Annotated in this window: 18 protein-coding genes; 7 read left to right on the top strand and 11 right to left on the bottom strand. The window is 67.7% G+C overall.

Annotation, left to right across the window (positions count from 1 at the left end; translation table 11 throughout):
• Positions 1–27 precede the first annotated feature (27 nt).
• The gene (feoB, locus tag ACZ5M6_RS09320) at positions 28–1,911 is read right to left on the bottom strand and encodes a ferrous iron transporter B (RefSeq protein WP_464158276.1); all 1,884 of its coding nucleotides are present in this window, start codon (positions 1,909–1,911) and stop codon (positions 28–30) included.
• Complete coding sequence (locus tag ACZ5M6_RS09315; protein ID WP_054766914.1) at positions 1,911–2,177, bottom strand: FeoA family protein; 267 nt, start codon at positions 2,175–2,177, stop codon at positions 1,911–1,913. The genes feoB and ACZ5M6_RS09315 overlap by 1 nt, the downstream gene beginning before the upstream one ends.
• A gap of 165 nt (positions 2,178–2,342) precedes the next feature.
• Here ACZ5M6_RS09315 and ACZ5M6_RS09310 point away from each other — a divergent pair, with 165 nt between their 5' ends.
• Positions 2,343–2,846, top strand: coding sequence for a c-type cytochrome (locus ACZ5M6_RS09310; protein ID WP_191555514.1), 504 nt, complete (start codon positions 2,343–2,345; stop codon positions 2,844–2,846).
• Positions 2,847–2,850: 4 nt separating this feature from the next.
• Here ACZ5M6_RS09310 and ACZ5M6_RS09305 read toward each other — a convergent pair whose 3' ends face one another.
• The 4 genes from ACZ5M6_RS09305 to ACZ5M6_RS09290 form a co-directional block, all read right to left on the bottom strand.
• Positions 2,851–6,057: an efflux RND transporter permease subunit gene (locus ACZ5M6_RS09305; protein WP_221233607.1), complete on the bottom strand. Its 3,207-nt coding sequence runs from the start codon at positions 6,055–6,057 to the stop codon at positions 2,851–2,853.
• Positions 6,057–7,157, bottom strand: a complete 1,101-nt coding sequence (locus ACZ5M6_RS09300; protein ID WP_464158274.1) for an efflux RND transporter periplasmic adaptor subunit — start codon at positions 7,155–7,157, stop codon at positions 6,057–6,059. Before ACZ5M6_RS09300 ends, ACZ5M6_RS09305 begins: the two co-directional genes overlap by 1 nt.
• Positions 7,158–7,266: 109 nt before the next feature.
• On the bottom strand, positions 7,267–7,989 hold the full coding sequence (locus ACZ5M6_RS09295) for a hypothetical protein (RefSeq protein ID WP_464158272.1): 723 nt from the start codon (positions 7,987–7,989) through the stop codon (positions 7,267–7,269).
• A 38-nt stretch (positions 7,990–8,027) separates the two neighbouring features.
• Positions 8,028–8,792, bottom strand: a complete 765-nt coding sequence (locus ACZ5M6_RS09290) for a class II aldolase/adducin family protein (RefSeq protein ID WP_152949974.1) — start codon at positions 8,790–8,792, stop codon at positions 8,028–8,030.
• Between the two features lie 187 nt (positions 8,793–8,979).
• On the opposite strand from ACZ5M6_RS09290, the gene ACZ5M6_RS09285 reads away from it, so the two are divergent.
• The 3 genes from ACZ5M6_RS09285 to ACZ5M6_RS09275 all read left to right on the top strand — a co-directional run bounded on the left by ACZ5M6_RS09285 (position 8,980) and on the right by ACZ5M6_RS09275 (position 11,457).
• Positions 8,980–10,104, top strand: a complete 1,125-nt coding sequence (locus ACZ5M6_RS09285; protein ID WP_333895886.1) for a DUF2336 domain-containing protein — start codon at positions 8,980–8,982, stop codon at positions 10,102–10,104.
• A gap of 32 nt (positions 10,105–10,136) precedes the next feature.
• Positions 10,137–10,916: an NAD kinase gene (locus tag ACZ5M6_RS09280; protein WP_191555511.1), complete on the top strand. Its 780-nt coding sequence runs from the start codon at positions 10,137–10,139 to the stop codon at positions 10,914–10,916.
• A gap of 64 nt (positions 10,917–10,980) precedes the next feature.
• A complete protein-coding gene (locus ACZ5M6_RS09275; RefSeq protein ID WP_464158269.1) occupies positions 10,981–11,457 on the top strand; it encodes an Hpt domain-containing protein in 477 nt (158 codons plus the stop codon).
• A gap of 46 nt (positions 11,458–11,503) precedes the next feature.
• Here ACZ5M6_RS09275 and spbR read toward each other — a convergent pair whose 3' ends face one another.
• Positions 11,504–12,646 carry a SpbR family protein gene (spbR, locus tag ACZ5M6_RS09270; protein ID WP_464158267.1) on the bottom strand — a complete coding sequence of 381 codons (1,143 nt, stop codon included), beginning with the start codon at positions 12,644–12,646 and terminating at the stop codon, positions 11,504–11,506.
• Between the two features lie 110 nt (positions 12,647–12,756).
• Complete coding sequence (locus ACZ5M6_RS09265) at positions 12,757–13,554, bottom strand: transglycosylase SLT domain-containing protein (protein ID WP_054766910.1); 798 nt, start codon at positions 13,552–13,554, stop codon at positions 12,757–12,759.
• A gap of 180 nt (positions 13,555–13,734) precedes the next feature.
• Between ACZ5M6_RS09265 and ACZ5M6_RS09260 the strand changes: the two genes are divergently transcribed.
• Positions 13,735–14,469: a TonB family protein gene (locus ACZ5M6_RS09260; protein ID WP_054765483.1), complete on the top strand. Its 735-nt coding sequence runs from the start codon at positions 13,735–13,737 to the stop codon at positions 14,467–14,469.
• On the opposite strand, the gene ACZ5M6_RS09255 is transcribed toward ACZ5M6_RS09260, so the two are convergent.
• Positions 14,466–15,500, bottom strand: a complete 1,035-nt coding sequence (locus ACZ5M6_RS09255; protein ID WP_464158265.1) for an NAD(P)/FAD-dependent oxidoreductase — start codon at positions 15,498–15,500, stop codon at positions 14,466–14,468. The genes ACZ5M6_RS09260 and ACZ5M6_RS09255 overlap by 4 nt on opposite strands.
• A 163-nt stretch (positions 15,501–15,663) precedes the next feature.
• Between ACZ5M6_RS09255 and ACZ5M6_RS09250 the strand changes: the two genes are divergently transcribed.
• Together ACZ5M6_RS09250 and ACZ5M6_RS09245 are read left to right on the top strand one after the other, a co-directional pair.
• A complete protein-coding gene (locus ACZ5M6_RS09250; protein WP_464158263.1) occupies positions 15,664–16,590 on the top strand; it encodes an ABC transporter ATP-binding protein in 927 nt (308 codons plus the stop codon).
• A complete protein-coding gene (locus ACZ5M6_RS09245) occupies positions 16,580–17,437 on the top strand; it encodes an ABC-2 transporter permease (RefSeq protein ID WP_464158261.1) in 858 nt (285 codons plus the stop codon). The genes ACZ5M6_RS09250 and ACZ5M6_RS09245 overlap by 11 nt, the downstream gene beginning before the upstream one ends.
• A gap of 32 nt (positions 17,438–17,469) precedes the next feature.
• Here the strand turns inward: ACZ5M6_RS09245 and ACZ5M6_RS09240 are convergent, their stop codons facing one another.
• Complete coding sequence (locus ACZ5M6_RS09240; RefSeq protein ID WP_464158259.1) at positions 17,470–17,928, bottom strand: GNAT family N-acetyltransferase; 459 nt, start codon at positions 17,926–17,928, stop codon at positions 17,470–17,472.
• Between the two features lie 94 nt (positions 17,929–18,022).
• Positions 18,023–18,442, bottom strand: a complete 420-nt coding sequence (gene rplQ, locus ACZ5M6_RS09235; protein ID WP_054765478.1) for a 50S ribosomal protein L17 — start codon at positions 18,440–18,442, stop codon at positions 18,023–18,025.
• Positions 18,443–18,497: the final 55 nt, after the last annotated feature.

Here is an 18,497-nt window from a genome sequence, read left to right as displayed (position 1 = left end):
GTCCGGACGGTGAAGAACCACCCCCGCTTAGCCGCCTCCGAGGGCCACCGCCACATGATAGGTCACGAAGGACGCCAGATAGGCCAGTCCGAACATGTAGCCGATCATGATCCAGGTCCATTTGGTCGAGTTGGTCTCGCGCTTGACCACACCCAGGGTGGCGACGCACTGGGGCGCGAAGATGTACCAGGCCAGGAAGGACAGGGCCGTCGCCAGGGACCACTGGGCCGACAGGGTCGAGGCCAGAAGGCCGGTCGCATTCTCCGCATCGGCGATGGCGTAGGTGGTGCCGAGGGCCGCGACCGCCACTTCACGCGCCGCCATGCCGGGGATCAGGGCGATGACCATCTGCCAGTTGAAGCCGATGGGGGCGAAGATCGGCTCCAGCGCCCGGCCGATCATGCCGGCGAACGAATAGTCGATATCCGGCAGGGTCGCGTTCGCGGGCGGATAGGGGAAGGTCGCCAGAACCCACAGCAGAATCACCAGCGGCAGGATGATCCGGCCGGCGCGATTGATGAAGATCTTTGCGCGTAGCCAAAGGTTGAAGGCGACGCTCTTGGGGTCCGGCAACCGATAGGTGGGCAGCTCCATCATGAAGGGCTCGACCGCGCCGCGCCAGAACACCTTGCGGATCAGAAGCGACACGATCAGGGCGCTGACGATCCCTGCGGCGTAGAGGCCGAACATCACCAGTCCCTGCAGATTGACGACGCCCCAGACGGTCCGGCTGGGAATGAAGGCCGCGATGATCAGCGTATAGACGGGAATCCGGGCCGAGCAGGTCATCAGGGGCGCGACCAGTATGGTGGTCAGCCGGTCGCGGCGCGAGTCGATCACCCGCGCGGCCATGATGCCGGGTATGGCGCAGGCGAAACTGCTCAAGAGGGGGATGAAGGCTCGCCCGTGCAGGCCGGCGCCGCCCATGATCTTGTCCATCAAAAAGGCCGCGCGGGCCATATAGCCGAAGTCTTCCAAGGCGATGATGAACAGGAACAGGATCAGGATCTGCGGCAGGAAGACCAGCACGCTGCCGACGCCGGATATGATCCCATCGACGATCAGGCTCTGGATCAGTCCGCCCGCGCCCTGGTCAGGGATGAGGGCCGCGACCAGGCCGCCGATCCAGCCGATTCCGCCCTCGATGCCGTCCATCAGGGGCGCCGCCCAGCTGAAGACGGCCTGGAACATCACAAAGAGGAGGACGAACAGGATCGCCATCCCCGCGACCGGGTGCAGCAGAACCGAGTCGATCTTCCCGGTCAGGGTGTCGGGCCGCTCGGGCGGGCGCACGCAAGCCTTCATGATCCGCTCGGCTTCCCGGGCCGCATGGCGCAGGGCGGCGGAATCCGGGCTGCTCCACCGGTTTTCGCCCTCGACCGCCGCCGCCTCGATCTTCGCCTCGACAGCCGCGATCAGGTCTTCGATCCCGCGCTTGCGGGTGGCCACCGTGGTGATGATCGGCACGCCCAGTTCGGCGGACAGGGCCTCCAGGTCGATGCGCAGCCCCTGGCGCTGGGCGATGTCGTACATGTTCAGCGCCAGGACCATGGGCCGGCCGACGGCCCTCAACTCCAGGATCAGGCGCAGAACCAGACGCAGATTGGTGGCGTCGGCGACGCAGACCACCACATCCGGCGGGGTCTCTCCGGCAAGACGGCCAAGGACGGCGTCGCGGGTCACTTCCTCATCGGGGCTGCGGGCCCGCAGCGAGTAGGTGCCCGGCAGGTCCAGCACCGACATCGTCCGGCCGGAGGCGGCTCGGATCAGCCCCTCCTTCCGCTCAACCGTGACGCCGGCGTAGTTGGCGACCTTCTGGTGCGCGCCGGTGAGGGCGTTGAACAAGGCGGTCTTGCCGCTGTTCGGATTGCCGACCAAGGCGACGCGGGCGGTCTTAAGGGCCATGTCCATCAGGCGGCGACCCGGCGGATGATCAGGCTGGCGGCCTCACGCCGACGTAGGGCCACGCGCATGTCGTCCACCTTCAGCGCGATCGGGTCGCGCCCGAACAGGCCTTCGTGCAGCAGCTCGACCTCGGCGCCCTCGACGAAGCCCAGTTCGAGCAGGCGGCGCTCCAACTCGACCTCATGCTCCTTATGGTGACAATGGCCGCCCACCTGAACAATGACGCCGCGGTCGCCGCGTCGGGCTTGGCTCAGCTTTATCGTATCGGTCAAATCTAGGCTCACACGGGCGGGCGACCGCACCAGGGGTCGCGCATCTTCTTTGACAGTGATTATCAGGTGCGCCCCCCGTCCGTCCAGCGGGACACCTTGACCAATTGCCGCGCTGGACATTTGCCCTATCCGGCGGCCTAACCTGCTGCAAAATCGGAGCCTGCGATGCGTCACCTCACCCTCGCCGCCGTCCCCCTTGTTTTGACGCTCACGGCCTGCGGTCCGAACGGAGATCAGGGCGGTGCGCCTCAATCCAAGGCCCCGCCCGCCCTGACGGAGACGGAGAAGGCCGATCTGCTCGCCGCCCTTCCCGCCCCTTACAATACGGGAGACCTGGACAATGGACGTCGCGTCTTCGCGCGTTGCCGCGCCTGCCACACCATCGGCCGGGACGGGCCGGACATGGCGGGGCCGAATCTGTACGGCGTGTTCGGGCGCAAGGCGGGCGAGCGGCCGCGCTACAACTATTCCAACACCCTGCGGACGGCCGATTTCGTCTGGGACGCCCAGGCGCTGGACCGCTGGCTGCAGAATCCGCGCGGCTTCCTGCCCGGCAACAAGATGACCTTCGCCGGCCTGCCCGACGCCAAGGACCGGCGCGACGTCATCGCCTTCCTGAAGGTGGAGACGGGCTACCGCCCTGCGGCCTCGACGCCGCCCGCCTCCTGAGGCGTCAGCCTTCGGCGATCGGCTTGGGTCCGCCCTCGCGCAGTTCCTGGGCCTCCCACTCCTCGATCTTGCGAGCGGTCCATTCGGGCGACTTGGTGAAGCGAGCCAGTAGGCCGTAGATCACCGGCACGACGAACAGGGTCAGGACGGTGGCGAAGATGGCGCCGGTGAAGATGACGACGCCGATCGTCTGACGGCTGCCGGCCCCCGCCCCCTGCCACAGCACCAGAGGCAGGGCGCCGAAGGCGGTGGCGATGGAGGTCATGATGATGGGGCGCAGGCGCAGGGACGAGGATTCAATGATAGCCTCTCGGATCGACCGGCCCTGATCGCGCAGCTGATTGGCGAATTCCACGATCAGAATGCCGTTCTTGGCCGCCACGCCGATCAGGATGATCAGGCCGATCTGGCTGTAGATGTTCAGACTGGACCCGGCCATCAACAGGCCGAACAGACCGCCCGCCGCCGCCAGGGGCACGGTCAGCATGATGACCGCCGGGGTGATCCAGCTTTCGAACTGGGCCGCCAGAACCAGGAAGACCAGCAGAAGCGCCAGGCCGAAGGCGGCCAGGACGGCGCCGCCCGCCTCCTGCTGATCGCGCGCGGCCCCGCCCCACTGGACCACCACCCCGCCCTGGGGCTGTTTGGCGGCTTCGGCGCGCAGGAACTGAACCGCGTCGTCGATCGTCGTGCCGGGGTTCAGATCGGCCTGGAGGGTGATGGCCCGCTGGCGATCCAGCCGGCGGCGATCGGGCGTGTCGCCCGAGGTCTGGGTGGTCACCACCGCCGCCAGCGGCACCAGCTGCCCAGAACCGGTCGGCACATAAAGCGCTTCCAGGTCAGAGACTTCACGCCGGTTCTGACGTTCCGTTTGCAGGATGACGTCATACTCCTGGCCGCCCTTGATATAGGTGGTGGCCCGGCGTGAGCCGAACATGGTCTCCAGGGTGCGGCCGATCGATTGCGAGGATACGCCCAGGGCCGCCGCCTTCTGCGGATCGACGTCCACCAGCAGGCGCGGCGAGTTGGGCTCATAGTTCAGGCGCGGCCGCGAGAAGCCCGGATTGTTCTGAGCCGCAGCCAACAGGGGCTGAAGCCAGTTGTAGATCTGCTGATAGTCGGTGCCGGTGGCGATCAATTCGATGGAGTTGGAATTGCCCCCGCCGCGCTGGAAGGCGCCCGGCGTCGAGGCGTTGACCTGAGCGTCCGTCTGGCCGCGCAGCTTGCGGTTCAACTCCTGGGCGATCTCGGCCGCCGACCGCTCGCGCTTGGACCAGTCCGACAGGACCAGCACCCCATTGCCGGAGTTGAAACTGCCGCCGCCGAACCCCGGCGCCGAGATCAGATAGGAATCGGCCTCGCCGCTGGCCTTATAGTCGGCCAGCAGGGGCTCCAGACCCATCATGATCTTTCGCGTGTAGTCGAAGCCCGCCCCTTCCGGCCCGGCGACGCGGACCGAGACGCGGCCCCGGTCTTCATCCGGCACCAGCTCGTTGGGCAGGGCCAGAAAGATGCCGGCCGCCCCGGCCGCGACCAGGGCGATCAGGACGCCGACGCCGATCACCGCCGCGCGCCGCCCCAGCAGCATCTCCAGCGAACGGCCGTATGAGGTCTTCAGCCGGTCCATGCCCCAGTCGACCCGGCGCGCCAGCCAGCCGCCGCCTTCGGCCGGCTTGAGGATCTTGGAGGCCAGCATCGGCGACAGGCTCAAGGCCAGGAAGGCCGAGAAGGCCACGGCGGCCGCAATCGCCGCCGCCAGTTCGACGAACAGCCGCCCGACATAGCCGGGCAGGAACAGCAGGGGGGCGAAGACGGACAGCAGCACCACCGTCGTCGCCACAACGGCGAAGAAGACCTGGCGCGCGCCGCGTTCGGCCGCGACCAGAGGCGGCTCCCCATGATCCAGCCGCCGCTGGATGTTCTCGACTACCACAATGGCGTCGTCCACGACCAGGCCGATCGCCAGCACCAGGGCCAGCAGGGTCAGAAGGTTCAGCGAGAAGCCCAGGGGCGCCAGGACGATGAAGGTCGCCAGCAGACAGATGGGGGCCACGATGGACGGGATCAGGGCCGCACGCAGACTGCCCAGGAAGATGAAGTTGACCAGGGCCACCAGGGCCATGGAGATGCCGATGGTGATCCAGACCTCGTCGATGGCGTGAGAGGTGAAGACCGAATTGTCCGAACCGATCTCCAGCGTTACGCCGGGCGGCAGGCTGGGTCGGATCTCGTCGATCATCTTGCGCACGCCGTCGGAAATGGCCAGGTCGTTCGACTGGGCCTGACGGGTCACGGCCAGGCCGATCTGATCCATGCTGTTGCCGCGGAAAAGGCGCCGGTCCTCTTCCGGCGCCTCTTCCACACGCGCGACGTCGCCCAGACGGGTGACATAGGTCGGCTGGCCCTGAATGATGGCCGACGAGCCGCTGCCGGTTCCCGTGGCGACCGAGGCGGAGGTGGAGGCCGAGCCGCGCGTTCCGATCGGCAGCTGGCGGAAGTCTTCCGGCAGGGCGTAGTTGCGGGCCACGCGCACGGTGTAGTTCTTGGCGGTCGACTCCAGCGACCCGGCGGGCAGTTCGACGTTCTGGCTGGTCAGGGCGGTCTCGACGTCGGTGACGGTGAGACCGCGCGCGGCCAGGGCGGCGGGGTCCAGCCATATCCGCATCGAATAGCGCTGCTCGCCATAGATGTTGACCTGGGCCACGCCGGGCACGGTCGCCATCCGGTCCACCAGATAGCGGTCGGCGTAGTCGGTCAGCTGCAGCCGATTCATCGTGGTCGAGCGCAGGAAGACGATGATGATCGGCTGGCTGTCGGAATCGGCCTTGGCCACCTCCGGCGGATCCGCCTGATCCGGCAGGGCGCCGACCACCCGGCTGACGCGGTCGCGCACGTCATTGGCCGCATCGTCGATGTTGCGGTCCAGGGAGAACTCGATGTTGACGTTCGACCGGCCGTCCCGACTGGTCGAGTTGATCCGTTCGACACCCTGGATCCCGGCGATCTGCTGTTCGATCGGCTCGGTGATCCGGCTCTCGATCACTTCGGCCGAGGCCCCGGCGTAGCTGGTGTTGATCGAGACGATCGGGGGATCCACGTCCGGCAGTTCGCGAACCGGCAGGAAGAAGAAGGCCGCAAGGCCGATCACGCACAGGACGATGGCTGCGACGGCCGCGAATACGGGCCGCCGCACCGAGACATCAGAGAGCATCATTTGGTGGCGGCCTGACGACGCGCGCCGGCGACGCTGACGGCGGCGCCCGGCTGAATGCGGTTCAGACCCGAACCGATGATCCGATCGCCGACCTCCAGGCCGGACAGGATTTCAACAAAACCGTTCTCGACGGCCCCAGTCTCGACCTCGACCCTCTGGGCGGTCGAACCTTCGGCGCCGGGGGCGATCCGATAGACGAAGGCGCCCGAGCCCTCATATTGAACGGCGGCCTCGGGAACTGCGGCGGACTGCCGCTGTCCCTGTTGGACCGAAACCCTCAGCAGCATGCCTGGGCGAATGCGGCCGCCGGGATTGGGGAATTCGGCCCGGGCGGTGGCCGCGCGGGTCGTCTCATTGACGCGGGTGTCGATCAGGGCGATCCGGCCCTGGAACGGCGCGTCACCATAGGCGTCAGCGGTCGCGGTGATCGGCGTCCCCGGCCGCAGCAGGTTCAGGTACCGTTCGGGCAGAGGAAAATCGACGCGAATGGTCGAGACATCGTCCAGGGTCGCAATCACGGCGCCCGGATTGACCAGGGTGCCGGGCGTCACCGTGGTCAGGCCCAGGGTCCCGGCGAAGGGGGCGCGGATCACTCGGTCCCCGCGTCGGGCCTGCGCCGCCTGGAGGGACGCCTGCGCCGTCTCCAGGGCGGTTTCGGCCTGTTCCAGCAAGACCTGAGGGGCGACCCCGCGATCAGCCAGGGCCTTGTAGCGGTCGTATTCGCGTTGCGCCTGGGCGACATTGGCGCGCGCCTCGATGATGGCTGCATCCTCTTCGCGGGCCTGAAGTTCGACCAGGGGCGCCCCGGCCGAGACTCTCTGGCCGTCCGTGAACAGGACCCGCGTGATCAGCTCGGTCGTGGCGGAAGTGATGTTCACCGACCTCTGGCCGCGCGCCACGCCCAGGACGCGGATCTGGTCGGAGAAGGGCTTCTGCGCGACGACCGCCTCGGACACCTGCTGGCCGCCGCGACGACCGCCGCCGCCGGGACCGCCCGCCCCCTCGTCTTCAGCGAAGGCCAGCTTCAGCACGGCGGCGAGAACCATCAGCCCCAGCAGGATCGCTGCGGCGACGAGGAAGAAGTGGCGTTTGATCACGCAACAGACTTTCAATTCAGAGGACGTGCACGCTTAGCGTCTTCTCTCAGGCGCGCAACCTTACCTATCCGTAACGTGACTTACGGCGAATTCCGTCGCGCGGTTTTCGTCAAAACCTGCGCCAGATCGCCACAACGGGTCCATGAACGACCGCCGCCTCGCGGCCCGCGAGAGTCTGGCGCCAGCCCGCCTGAAGGCTCCAGTCGCCAATGTCCCTGACGAGGGAACCTTCGAGCGACAGCCAGCGCGCGCCGCCGTCCGCCGCGCCTGCGAAGGCTTGGCCCAGAATCAGCCATCGTGCGTCGAACCGCGCCCCGATGGTGGCGTCGATCCGGGTCTCATTGGGCAGATCGTCGCGGAGGCGACGCGCGACCTGAAGTTCGACGAAGGACTGGTCCATCCCCCATCGCCCGCCCATTTCGCCCAGGGACCACGCCGCCGACACCCGCGCCTCCCAATCATGTTCGCCGACTCCCGGCGCCGCATAGCCCGCATTGCGCCCCTCCCCCGCCCAGGCGTAGCCGCCGTAGACGGAGACGGCGCCGCCGTCGTCTCGCCAAACCTGCCAAGAAGCGCCGATTTCCACCGGGCCGCGCCCCTGATAATCGACGAAGGCGTCTTCTCCGTCCTGCCAATCCGCCTTCAACCGAATCGCCAGGGCGTCGCCTACTCCATATTCGGCGAACAGGCCCAGGGCCGCATCACGGCGCTGGGCCGGCAGGGGAACCTCCTCACCTGAAGGATCGAAGCCCGTATCGCCCCGCTGGTTTTCATACTTGATGATCGCCTGCCCCTGGCCCTTCGGCGGGTTCCAGGCTCCCGCCTGCGCCAAGGCAGGCCAGGCGAGCGCCAGACCCGCCGCCGCTGCGGTCAGGCGTCGTAGCCGGGCGACTTGCGATCCAGCTGCCGCAGCGCCCCGGGCCAGGCCAGGGCGGCGACGAAGCCGATCCCCCGGCCCTGCGCCTTGGTCTCCGCCTGGGCCTGATCGGGCGCGATCAAGACCTGATCCGGCCCCGCTGACAGGGCGGCGACCTGCTGGGCGCAGGCTCTTTCCAGGAAGAAGATGCCGATCCATGCCTGAGCCGCCGTTTCCCCGACCGCGAGCGTGCCGTGATTTCTCAACAGCATCAGCGGCTTGTCCCCCAGATCGGCGACCAGACGTTCGCGCTCGTCATGGTTCAGAGCCAACCCCTCGTATCCATGATACGCAACCTGATGCTGTAGTAAACAGGCGTTTTGGCTGATCGGCAACAAACCGCCTTGCTGGGCCGCCACCCCGACCCCGTTCACCGTATGGAGATGGATCACGAACTTTGCGTCTTCCCGCGCCGCATGGACTGCGGAATGGATGGTGAAGCCCGCCGGATTGATGAAGTCGGCGGTCTCCTGAACGATGTTGCCGTCCAGATCGACCTTCACCAGGGATGAGGCGGTGATCTCGTCGAAATAGTAGCCGTAGGGATTGATCAGGAAATGATGCTCCGCCCCCGGAACGCGCGCCGAAATGTGGGTGAAGATCATGTCGTCCCAACCGTGGAGGGCGACCAGCCGATAGAGGGCGGCCAACTCCACCCGGGTGCGCCATTCCGCCTCGGAGACGCGAGATTTCAGACTGAGGACGGCGTCGTCGGCCATGGGGGTCTCCTATCCTAGGGCGGGCCTCTGACGGGCCTTGCCCAACCGTCCCTCCGCAGCCTGCGTCCGTCAAGTCGAGCCCGAACGACACGCGCATTAACCGCCGCACTTCAGATTTCATTAACCGCGTCTTCATGACCAGGCGTCACAGTTGCAAGCGGTACCTTCCCGCGTCGGAGCCGCCGCCTTGTCCGCTGTCGCCCAGCTCAGATCGCCGTCGCCCGCGCGCGACCCCGCTTTGGATTTGATCGACCTGGCGCGCAGCAAGGCGCCGGACGACCGTCGGCGACTATTGCTGGGCGTGGTCGCCCTGTGCGAAGCCGCGCCGCCGAACACCGCCCTGGCGCCCGCCCTGGCGGAAATCTTCCTGACCCTGGCCGCCCAGGCCGAGCGGGATATTCGCCGCCTGCTGTCCGAACGCCTCGCCGCAGCGGATTGGGCCCCGCCGGCTCTGATCAACATGCTGGCGCTGGACGAGATCGAGATCGCGGCGCCGGTCATCGCCGCCAGCCCCCTGTTGCAGGACGCGGACCTGATCCGGATCCTGCTGGAGACCACGCTGGAGCATCAGATCGCCGTGGCGCGGCGGCCGCACCTGTCTCATGGGGTCGTAGAGGCGATCGTGGATCAGGCCGATCCCGTGACCATGACGGCCCTGGCGTCGAACCGGACCGCCGACATCAGCGATGCGGCCATGCGTCGTCTGATCGAACATTCCCGGCGTATCGCCGGTCTTCGCGCGCCCCTGACCCGTCACCCCCGCCTGAACGCAGATCTCGCCCATGATCTGTACCAATGGGTCGGACAGGCCCTGCGGCAGTCCATCGGCGAGCGGTTCAAGATCGACGACGCCCGCCTGAACGCGGCGGTGCGGGAGGCGGCGGCCAAGGCGGTGCATTCCCCCACTTGGCGGCCGTTGCAACCCACCGGCCGCAACGCCGATCGCGAGCGGCAAGAGATGGAAAAACGTCTGGTCGACAAGCTTCAGGCGGCCGGGCAACTTCGGCCCGGCATATTGATCCGAGCCTTGCGCGAACAGCGTCTGAGCCTGTTCGAACAGGCCCTGGTGCAACTGGGAGGATTCACGCCGGCTCAGGTGCGCTCCGCCATCCACTCGTCTACTGCGGAGCCGCTTTATCTGGCCTGCACCGCAGTCGGACTGGATCGAGCGGTCTTCGCCAATGTGCTGTCGGAAGTCCGCAAACTGACCGACGGACGGCCCGGCGGGGGCGCATGGAGCGCGACGCCGATGAACAGCCGTTCGGCCGCCCGCGCCTTTCGCCAGATAATGGAGCGCACCGCGATCGTTTGACTTCGCGGTCAAGCTAGGGCTCTCGTTCGGCCGTGACCCAGATCCCGCCCGTTCCCGCCCTGGCCTTCGCCGCCAGCGACCGTCCAGAGGCCCAGGCCGCGCGTCAGGCTCTGATCGCCCGCTACGGCGCCGTGCCGCAAGAACAGGCGGACGTCATCGTCGCCTTGGGCGGCGACGGCCAGATGCTGGAGACCCTGCACGGCAATCTGCGCCGCCGGACGCCCGTCTACGGCATGAACCGGGGCTCGGTCGGCTTTCTGATGAACGACTATGACGAGGACGATCTGATCGCCCGAATCGTCGCCGCCGAACGCACGGTCATCCATCCGTTGCAGATGGACGCCTGGACCGAAGCGGGCGAGGTGCATACGGGCCTGGCCATCAATGAGGTGTCCCTGCTGCGTCAGACGCGACAGAGCGCCAAGCTGAAAATCACGGTGGACGGCAAGGTTCGGTTGGAGGAGCTGTCCTGCGACGGCTGTCTGGTGGCGACGCCGGCCGGATCGACCGCCTACAATCTATCCGCCCACGGGCCGATCATTCCGCTGGACGCGCGCATCCTGGCGCTGACGCCGATCAGCGCCTTCCGGCCCCGGCGCTGGCGCGGCGCCCTTTTGTCCCACGAGGCTCGGGTGCGCTTCGACGTGCTGGAACCGGACAAGAGGCCCGTCTCAGCCACGGCCGACAATTTCGAGGTTCGGCGCGTCGCCAGCGTCGAGGTGCGCGAGCGGCGCGACGTCGCCCTGACCATGTTGTTCGACGCCGGTCGATCCTTCGACGAACGGGTGATGACGGAACAGTTCACCAACTGACCCCCCCTACACGGCTTCTTAAGAGCGGCCCGTTAGGGTTCGCGTAAATTTCCGGGAGCCCGTCATGAGCGATCCTTCGCACGTCATTCGTCCGCCCAACGCCCTCCGCATGAAGGTCGGCGGCGGTTTCGGCATCAACGCCGACGCCGTTGCGCGGGCCGAAGAAGCCCTGAAGGCCATGGCGGCTCAGTTCGATCAGTGGCTGAAGGACGAGATCGTCAAGCTGGACGCCGCCCAGGCCCGGATCCGCGAAGAGGGCTATACGCCCGAGACGGCCGAAAACCTCTATTTCCGCGCCCACGACCTGAAGGGTTTGGGCACGACCTATGAATATCCGCTGGTCACGCGCATCGCCGGGTCGCTGTGCAAGATGCTGGACGACGCCGGCAAGCGGATGCAGGCGCCGATGACGCTTCTGGACGCCCATATCGACGCCATCCGCGCCGTGGTGCGCGACCAGATCAAGACAGACGAACATCCTGTGGGGCGCACCCTGGCCGAGACCCTGGAAGCCAAGGTCGCCGAATACCGCGCGGCCTGAATCGAGTGGGGCCTGAACCGAGTGGGCCTGAGCCGGCCGCCCCTGGTCAGGCGGCGCTGGCGGCCGCCGCCGACCCGCGGCTCTGCGGCTGGTCCAGCCTTTCCATGAGATAGGCCAGATCCTCGCGCAGCACGTTCGGTCGCTGCGTCAGGAAGCGCTCCAGCATGCGCTGGCGGAACAGGTCGCTGGAGGTGTCCGCCCCTTCGGCGGACAGGGCCCGCCAGGTGTCCACCCCGGCGCGGAACGCCTGAAACAGGCGCGGCGGCAGACCGGCCCGGTCGTAGATCGCCTTCAAGCCCAGGGGACCTGCGTCATGGATCATCAGCCAGGCGCGCTGGTGCGGAGTGTTGGCCAGTTCGGCCAGGCCATGTTCGAACATCGCCATTTGGCCGCGCGCCAGGGCCCGCAGCAGCAGAGACGCATTCAACGACTTGCGAAGGTTCAACTGGGCCATGAAGGCGCCGATGTCCGCGCTGGAGGCCGCCTGATCGACCAGATCGACGGTCGCCCGTTCGCGCGCATACTGGGCCAGACGGATCGCCGTCTCGGGCGCCACCGCATGCCGGGCGACCAGATGCTCCCGCACCGTCTCGCTGGCCAGGACGATCAGCCGCTCGGTCACATGCAGAGGCAGAACCTGGCGATAGGCCACGGCGGTAACCACCTCAGGCGAGGCGGCGAAACGGTCCACGATCACGCCCAGGGCCTGTTCCGACAGATCGGCGTTGTCATTGGCCGCCAGCATTCGCACGGCCTGTTCGCAACCAACGCCCGCCAGCACGCCCGCGACGTCTCGCGACACGCGCGGCCGGCCGGCGACCGCGACCTGGCGCACTGGCGAACCGGCGCGGACGATCTCAATCAGATCCTCGTCGCTGAAGACCGGAGAGGCGCTGATCACCGGCAGGGCGATGCTGTCGACATCGGCCGCCAGCCGACGCGCCACGTCGATCGGAAGCAGATCCGACGCCTTCAAGGTCACAGCCATGGCCCGCCGGACCAGTTCGGCTGCATCGTTGGCCAGGAGGCGCAGAATCTTCTGGGCGGCTTCGCGGTCCCGTTCGTCCAGATCGGCGCGATCCATGCTGCGGCACAGCTTATAGGCCGCCTCCGCCCGGTCGTCGTCCTCCGTCGCCTTGATCAGGCGCTGGATATCCGTCTCGGTCAGTCGGGCGCGATAGGCGGTCATGGATGGCTCGTTCGGGAATCGGGCGTCCCCGATACGATCATCCTGCCATGCTTAACGCCCAGTTTACCATCGGGGCGTTTCGGCAGAATTTCCGCCCGCGCAAAACCTGTTTAGGCGCCCTGGGCGTCGTCTGGCGAGAAGGCGCCGCCGAAGCCGCCGCCGGCCGATCCGTCCTGGCCCAGCAACAGGGCCAAGAGCCCCTGATCCTGCTTCAAGCGATCCAGGCGGGCCGCCAGCATCTGGTCCCGGTCGCTGAGTTCCGGCGCCACGGGCCGCTCATCGCCGACGCCCGCCGCCGGCGCCCCGGTCCCGGCCGTGCGTTGCAGATTGGCGTAGACTTCGGCCACGGTGGCCGGCCGCCCATCCTTGTAGAAGATGCTGCGGTTGGCGCGGGCCGCTTCGGGAAACAGGGCCGCCGCGCTGCCGCCCGGGTTGCGGTCCATGGCCGTCATCAGACTGGCCGCACCCGCCGGTCCCAGAAAATGGGCCGCATAGAGGTCGCCCGCGCCCGGCTCCTTGCCGGTGCGGCCCCGCAGATAGGCGGCGTTCGACGCCGTCAGCTCCGCCGCCATGGTCGAGGCCGCATGCGGATCGAACCGCAGGTCCAGAACCACATTGCGGGCCGAACCCTCGACCCGCCATCGCCCGTCGGCGCCGCGGTGGATCAGATCCGCGTACTGGCCGTACCCATGCTGGGCGCCGTGCTGTTTGACGGTGGCCAACCAGGTCTGTTCGATGAATTGGAAGAGACCCGCCGCCGATGAGGTCGGCGCCTTGGCCGAAGGATTGAGCGCGCTCTCGCGTCGGGCGGTCTTGACCAGGAAGTCGTAATCGACGCCCACCGCCTGGGACGCGCGCTGAATCGCCGCCTCAACGCCGCCCGAAGATGGAATCGCTCGGATGCCCATAACAGGCGGAGCCTCGTCGAACATGGTTAACCAACCCTTAATCGTTAAGACCGGCTTTAACCGTAAGGTCAAGCTTTCGACCTTCGTCGACCGCTGAAACACCGCCGCAATCCCGCCACAACCTGGGCGCTCACTTTCGGTTACGGGCGCTGCGGGGGCGGTGAACGAGGGAGTGTCGATATGATGATCCGCGCCGCCGGAGGTCCCGGCGCCGTCAACCCCATCGACTATGGGGAACGCAAGAAACCGATGCCGCGCTGGATGCCGGCCGCCATCGGGGTTTCGATCCTGGTCCATGTCGGCATAGGCGTGGCGCTCTACACCCAGCGGTTCGAATTGAAGCCGGAGCCGGTGATCGACGAACTGCCGCATGTGACTGTCAGCCTGGCTCCGCCGGAGCGCAAGCCTGAGCCAGAACCGGTCCAGAAGGTCGCAGCGCCGCCGACGCCCCTCCACCCGCCCCGCAACCCTGCGCCGGCCGATGTCGAGACCGTGGCCTTGACCCCGCCCGAGCCGTCGGCGGTCACGGCTTCACCGGGCCTGCCTGTCATCAGCACGGCGCCCAGCGGGGTCGAGGGCGGAACCGCGACGGTCGAAACCCCCGTCCGCGCCGTCTCCGTCATCAACAACCCCAGCTGGGCCAGCCGCCCCTCGTCCGCCCAGATGGCGCGGGCCTATCCCAGCCGGGCCGCCGAAGACGGCGTTTCGGGCGCGGCCACCCTGTCCTGCCTGGTTCGCATCGACGGCGGCCTGACCGCCTGCCGCGTCGCCGGCGAGACTCCGAACGGCCAAGGCTTCGGTCGGGCGGCTCTCAGCCTGACGCGCGCCTTCCGGATGAACCCTCGCACGGTCGACGGCCGTCCGGTGGATGGGGCGACGGTGAACTTCACCGTCCGCTTCGCAATGGAGGACTAGGTTTCGGCCTTAAATCGCCGAGGATCGAGGGCGTGGGCGTAGGCTTGCGGCGTTCGCCCCTCGATCGCATCGGCGACCACGGTCCCGACCATCGGCCCCAGCAGCCATCCGTTGCGGCGGGGGGCCAGGGCCAGGAACAGGGCCCTGCCGTCCGGCGCGGGCCCCGCCATGGGCAGGCCGTCTGCCGACGCGCCTCGCACCCCGACACGCCAGTCGATGTGCAGCGGCGCAGGCGTCCGACCCAGAACGCGCCAGGCGGCCTGGCTCAGCCTTTCGCCCACGGTCCAGTCCGGCGCGGCGTCGCGACGCCCCGGCTCCATCGTCGCGCCGATCACAGTTCCGCCGGCCATCGGCGCCACATAGGCGCCGGGACCGCGCACCACATGATCCGCCAGAGTCTCGCCGGTCACGCCGATCTGACCGCGAATGGGCTGAACGCCGTCGATCAGCCGCCGCGTCGCCTCCGGGGCCCCCTCTATCGCCGCCTCGACCCCCGTCGCCAGCACGACCGCGGCGGCGTGCAGGCTGCGTCGGCCCAGTTCGATCGACCAGCCGTCGGCCGTCTGAACCAGGGCCGAGACGCGGTCCTGCACCACAGCGCCGCCTTCAGCCTGCGCCACCGCCTGGGCCAAGGCGCCCAAGGCCTGGCCGGGGTCGATCTGATAATCCTCATCCGTGATCAGCCGGTCGCCGGTCCGGCGCGCCTCAAAGCCCAAGGCTTCAAATCGCGCCGCCAGACCGGCGACGTCGCCGCCGCGCCATTCGGCCGGTCGGCGCGCCAGGGCGATCCCCGCCGCCTCGGCGAAGTCGGGCCACAGATCCCGGCCCGCGCAGAACAGGGCCGCCGTCTCGGGCGTGACGTCGTCCAAAACGGACTCCATCGCCGGGGCCACCATGCCCGCCGCCACGATCGACGCATTCGGACCGCCCGAGTCGATGACCGTCACCGCATGCCCCCGCCGGGTCAGGCTGAAGGCGGTGCTCAGGCCCAGCACGCCGGCGCCCACGATCACTATGGCAGGGGATGACATCACGCGCCCCAGATCGGCCCAGGCCGCTCAGAATGCAAGCCGCCGCCCTTGGACCTTTGGTCCTAGCCGTGCGCCGGCGCCCCGCCGAACCATTGCCTAATCTTAATGGACGACAGCCGCACGACGCCTTGTGGGAACGCCGTTCTCGCGCCAAGCTCATCCTATGCAAACCGTCATCGAGATCCGCGGCCTGACCAAGACCTATGGGACGGTGAAGGCCCTGGACGGCCTGACCCTGTCGATCCCCCGGGGCGGCGTCTACGGCATCCTCGGCCCCAACGGCGCCGGCAAGTCGACGCTGTTTCGCACCCTGCTCGGCCTGATCCGTCCGACTGCGGGCGAGGCGACGGTCATGGGCGGCCGGATCGGCGATCCGGCGGCGACGCGGCGGATGGGCTCCATGATCGAGACGCCGCGCTTCCCTCCCTTCATGACGGCGCGTCAGGTCCTGGTCTGGCTGGGCCACGCCCACGGCGGCGTCGCGTCCTCGGATATCGAGGCCTGGCTGAAGCGGGTGGGCTTGGGCGAGGCGGCTGACAGACGGGTGCGCGGCTTCTCGGTCGGCATGATGCAACGCCTGGGCGTCGCCGCCGCCCTGATGACCAAGCCGGACCTCGTCATTCTGGACGAACCGACCAGCGGCATGGACCCGCCCGGCATCCAGGAGATGCGCGCCCTGATCCGCAGCCTGGCCGACGACGACGGCGTCACCGTCATCCTGGCTAGCCACCAGCTTCAGGAGGTCCAGCGCGTCTGCGACCGCGTCGCCATCTTCAACAAGGGCAAGGTGATCACCGAAGGCCGGGTTTCGGACCTGACGGCCTCAGGCGAACGTCTGCGCCTTTCGGCCACCCCGCTCGCCAAGGCCATGGGGGTGCTGGGCGACAAGGCGACGCTGGACGGCGAGGCCCTGATCGCCGCCCTGACCCGCGCCGAGACGCCGGCGGCCATCCGCGCCCTGGTCGAGGCCGGGGTCGATATCGAAGAGGCCCGCTGGATCGGCGCCGACCTGGAAGACGTCTTCATGAGCGAAACCGGCTGGACCGGCGTGCAGGGCGCGCCCGACAAGGGGACCGATCATGCTGGTTGATGCGCTGAAATCCGAGGCCTATCGCGTCTCGCGGAACCGGACGACGCTCTTCTTCAGCATCCTGCTGACGCCGCTGCTGTTCGTCTTCGGCGGGCTGGCCTACCAGATCATGACCAAGGCCAAGGGCGACGCACTGGCTGCCAAGGCCAATCTGCCCGCGACCTTGGGCAATCAGCCCGTCAATCTGGCCGAGGCCTTCGGCTTTGCGGCCGGCAACGGCGCCAACGGCGTGTTGCTGGTCTTCATGTTGCTGGCGGCGGCGGCGGTCTACGCCGGCGACTACCGCTGGGAGACCTGGCGACTGATCAGCGCTCGCAACGGCCGACCCTGGCTGATCCTGGGCAAGATCGGGGTGATGAAAGTCTTGGCCATGATCGCCATGCTGGCCATGCTGATCGCCGCCTTCATCTTCTTCGTCACACAGGCCCTGGTGGCCGGACGGCCGATGATCTTCGACCTGTCCGACTTCGACCTGGTTCAGTTCCTTCTGACCTGGCTTCTGTCCTACATCCGGATCGTTCAATACGGCCTCATCGCCCTACTGGCGGCGGTCGTCAGCCGGTCCCTGCTGGCGACCCTGTTCGCCCCCTGGGCTCTGGGTTTCGCCCAGACCATCCTCGGGGGACCGCTGCTGCCCATTCTCGGCTGGGAGCCGAGTGACTGGGCCGCGCAATTGCTGCTGCCCGGCTTGGCCTATGACACTTTGAAAGCCGCCCTCGCTCCCGGCCCCATGCCCTTGCCCGAGGGCGTGGTCATGAAGGCGGTGGTCAGCCTGGTCCTGTGGTGCGTCGCGCCGGTCGCAGCCTCTATCGCCTGGTTCCAGCGTCAGGATCTGTCGAAGGAATAGGCGGAGGCGGGCTGAAGCCCCCCTGACAGCCGTTAGAGCCGTTTCTCCATGAAGACGTCGGCGCGAGCGTAGGGGGTCGGGCGGGGCGGCAGGTGGACGAAGCCGAAGCTCTCGTACAGGGCGATCGCCGGCTTCAGGGCGCTGTTGGTCTCGAGATACAGCAGGGTCGCGCCCTCGGCCCGGGCCGCCGCCTCGCAGGCCTCCAGCAGACGCCGCGCCAAGCCCAAGCCGCGCGCGGCGGGCGTCACCGTCATCTTCGACACCTCAAACCCGTCGGGCATACGGATCAGGGCGCAGCAGCCGACCGCCTCCCCGTCCCGCTCGACGATGAAGATCCGCCCTCCGCCGGCGATGAAGACCCCATGGGGATCGTCGATGGAGCGCCGGTCCTTGGCCTCGACGGCGAAACCGCCCTCGGCCAGCCAGGCCTCGTTCAGCCGGGCCCAGGCGGCGGCATGGTCGGGACGGAATTGGACGATGGCGACGGACATGGCCGCCTCTTGCCCCATCGCCGCGTAAAGCAAAAGGGCGGCCGGATCGCTCCGGCCGCCCTTTCGGTGTTCAGTCTCGTCAGAGACGAAAGGCTTAAGCCTCGTCATCGCCTTCATAGGCCAGGACCGGACCGGAGTCCTTGCCCTTGGCTTCGACATCGCGATCGACGAACTCGATCACGGCCATCGGGGCGTTGTCGCCGTGGCGGAAGCCGGCCTTCATGATCCGGATGTAGCCGCCGTTGCGTTCGGCGTAGCGCGGGCCGATCGTTTCGAACAGCTTGCCGACCTGCGGCACGTCGCGGACCTGGCTGATGGCCTGACGACGCGCGTGCAGGTCGCCCTTCTTGGCCAGGGTGACCAGCTTCTCGACGAAGGGACGCAGTTCCTTCGCCTTGGGCAGGGTCGTGGTGATTTGCTCGTGCTTGATCAGCGAGGCGGCCATGTTGGCGAACATGGCGGTGCGGTGGCTGGTCGTGCGACCGAGTTTACGATGGGCGGCGCCGTGGCGCATCAGGGTCTCTCCTACTCCGAACCCGGTATCTCCTGGGGAGACCTAGGCTCGTAAT

This window comes from Brevundimonas sp. Br13 (assembly GCF_055391505.1).
This window is presented reverse-complemented; position numbering and strand designations above follow the sequence as displayed.

Coding starts and splice junctions, on each gene's coding strand:
- feoB (WP_464158276.1), bottom strand. CDS start 1,911: ATGGACATGGCCCTTAAGACCGCCCGCGTCGCCTTGGTCGGCAATCCG.
- ACZ5M6_RS09310 (WP_191555514.1), top strand. CDS start 2,343: ATGCGTCACCTCACCCTCGCCGCCGTCCCCCTTGTTTTGACGCTCACG.
- ACZ5M6_RS09305 (WP_221233607.1), bottom strand. CDS start 6,057: ATGCTCTCTGATGTCTCGGTGCGGCGGCCCGTATTCGCGGCCGTCGCA.
- ACZ5M6_RS09290 (WP_152949974.1), bottom strand. CDS start 8,792: ATGGCCGACGACGCCGTCCTCAGTCTGAAATCTCGCGTCTCCGAGGCG.
- ACZ5M6_RS09275 (WP_464158269.1), top strand. CDS start 10,981: ATGAGCGATCCTTCGCACGTCATTCGTCCGCCCAACGCCCTCCGCATG.
- spbR (WP_464158267.1), bottom strand. CDS start 12,646: ATGACCGCCTATCGCGCCCGACTGACCGAGACGGATATCCAGCGCCTG.
- ACZ5M6_RS09265 (WP_054766910.1), bottom strand. CDS start 13,554: ATGGGCATCCGAGCGATTCCATCTTCGGGCGGCGTTGAGGCGGCGATT.
- ACZ5M6_RS09260 (WP_054765483.1), top strand. CDS start 13,735: ATGATGATCCGCGCCGCCGGAGGTCCCGGCGCCGTCAACCCCATCGAC.
- ACZ5M6_RS09255 (WP_464158265.1), bottom strand. CDS start 15,500: ATGTCATCCCCTGCCATAGTGATCGTGGGCGCCGGCGTGCTGGGCCTG.
- ACZ5M6_RS09250 (WP_464158263.1), top strand. CDS start 15,664: ATGCAAACCGTCATCGAGATCCGCGGCCTGACCAAGACCTATGGGACG.
- ACZ5M6_RS09245 (WP_464158261.1), top strand. CDS start 16,580: ATGCTGGTTGATGCGCTGAAATCCGAGGCCTATCGCGTCTCGCGGAAC.
- ACZ5M6_RS09240 (WP_464158259.1), bottom strand. CDS start 17,928: ATGTCCGTCGCCATCGTCCAATTCCGTCCCGACCATGCCGCCGCCTGG.
- rplQ (WP_054765478.1), bottom strand. CDS start 18,442: ATGCGCCACGGCGCCGCCCATCGTAAACTCGGTCGCACGACCAGCCAC.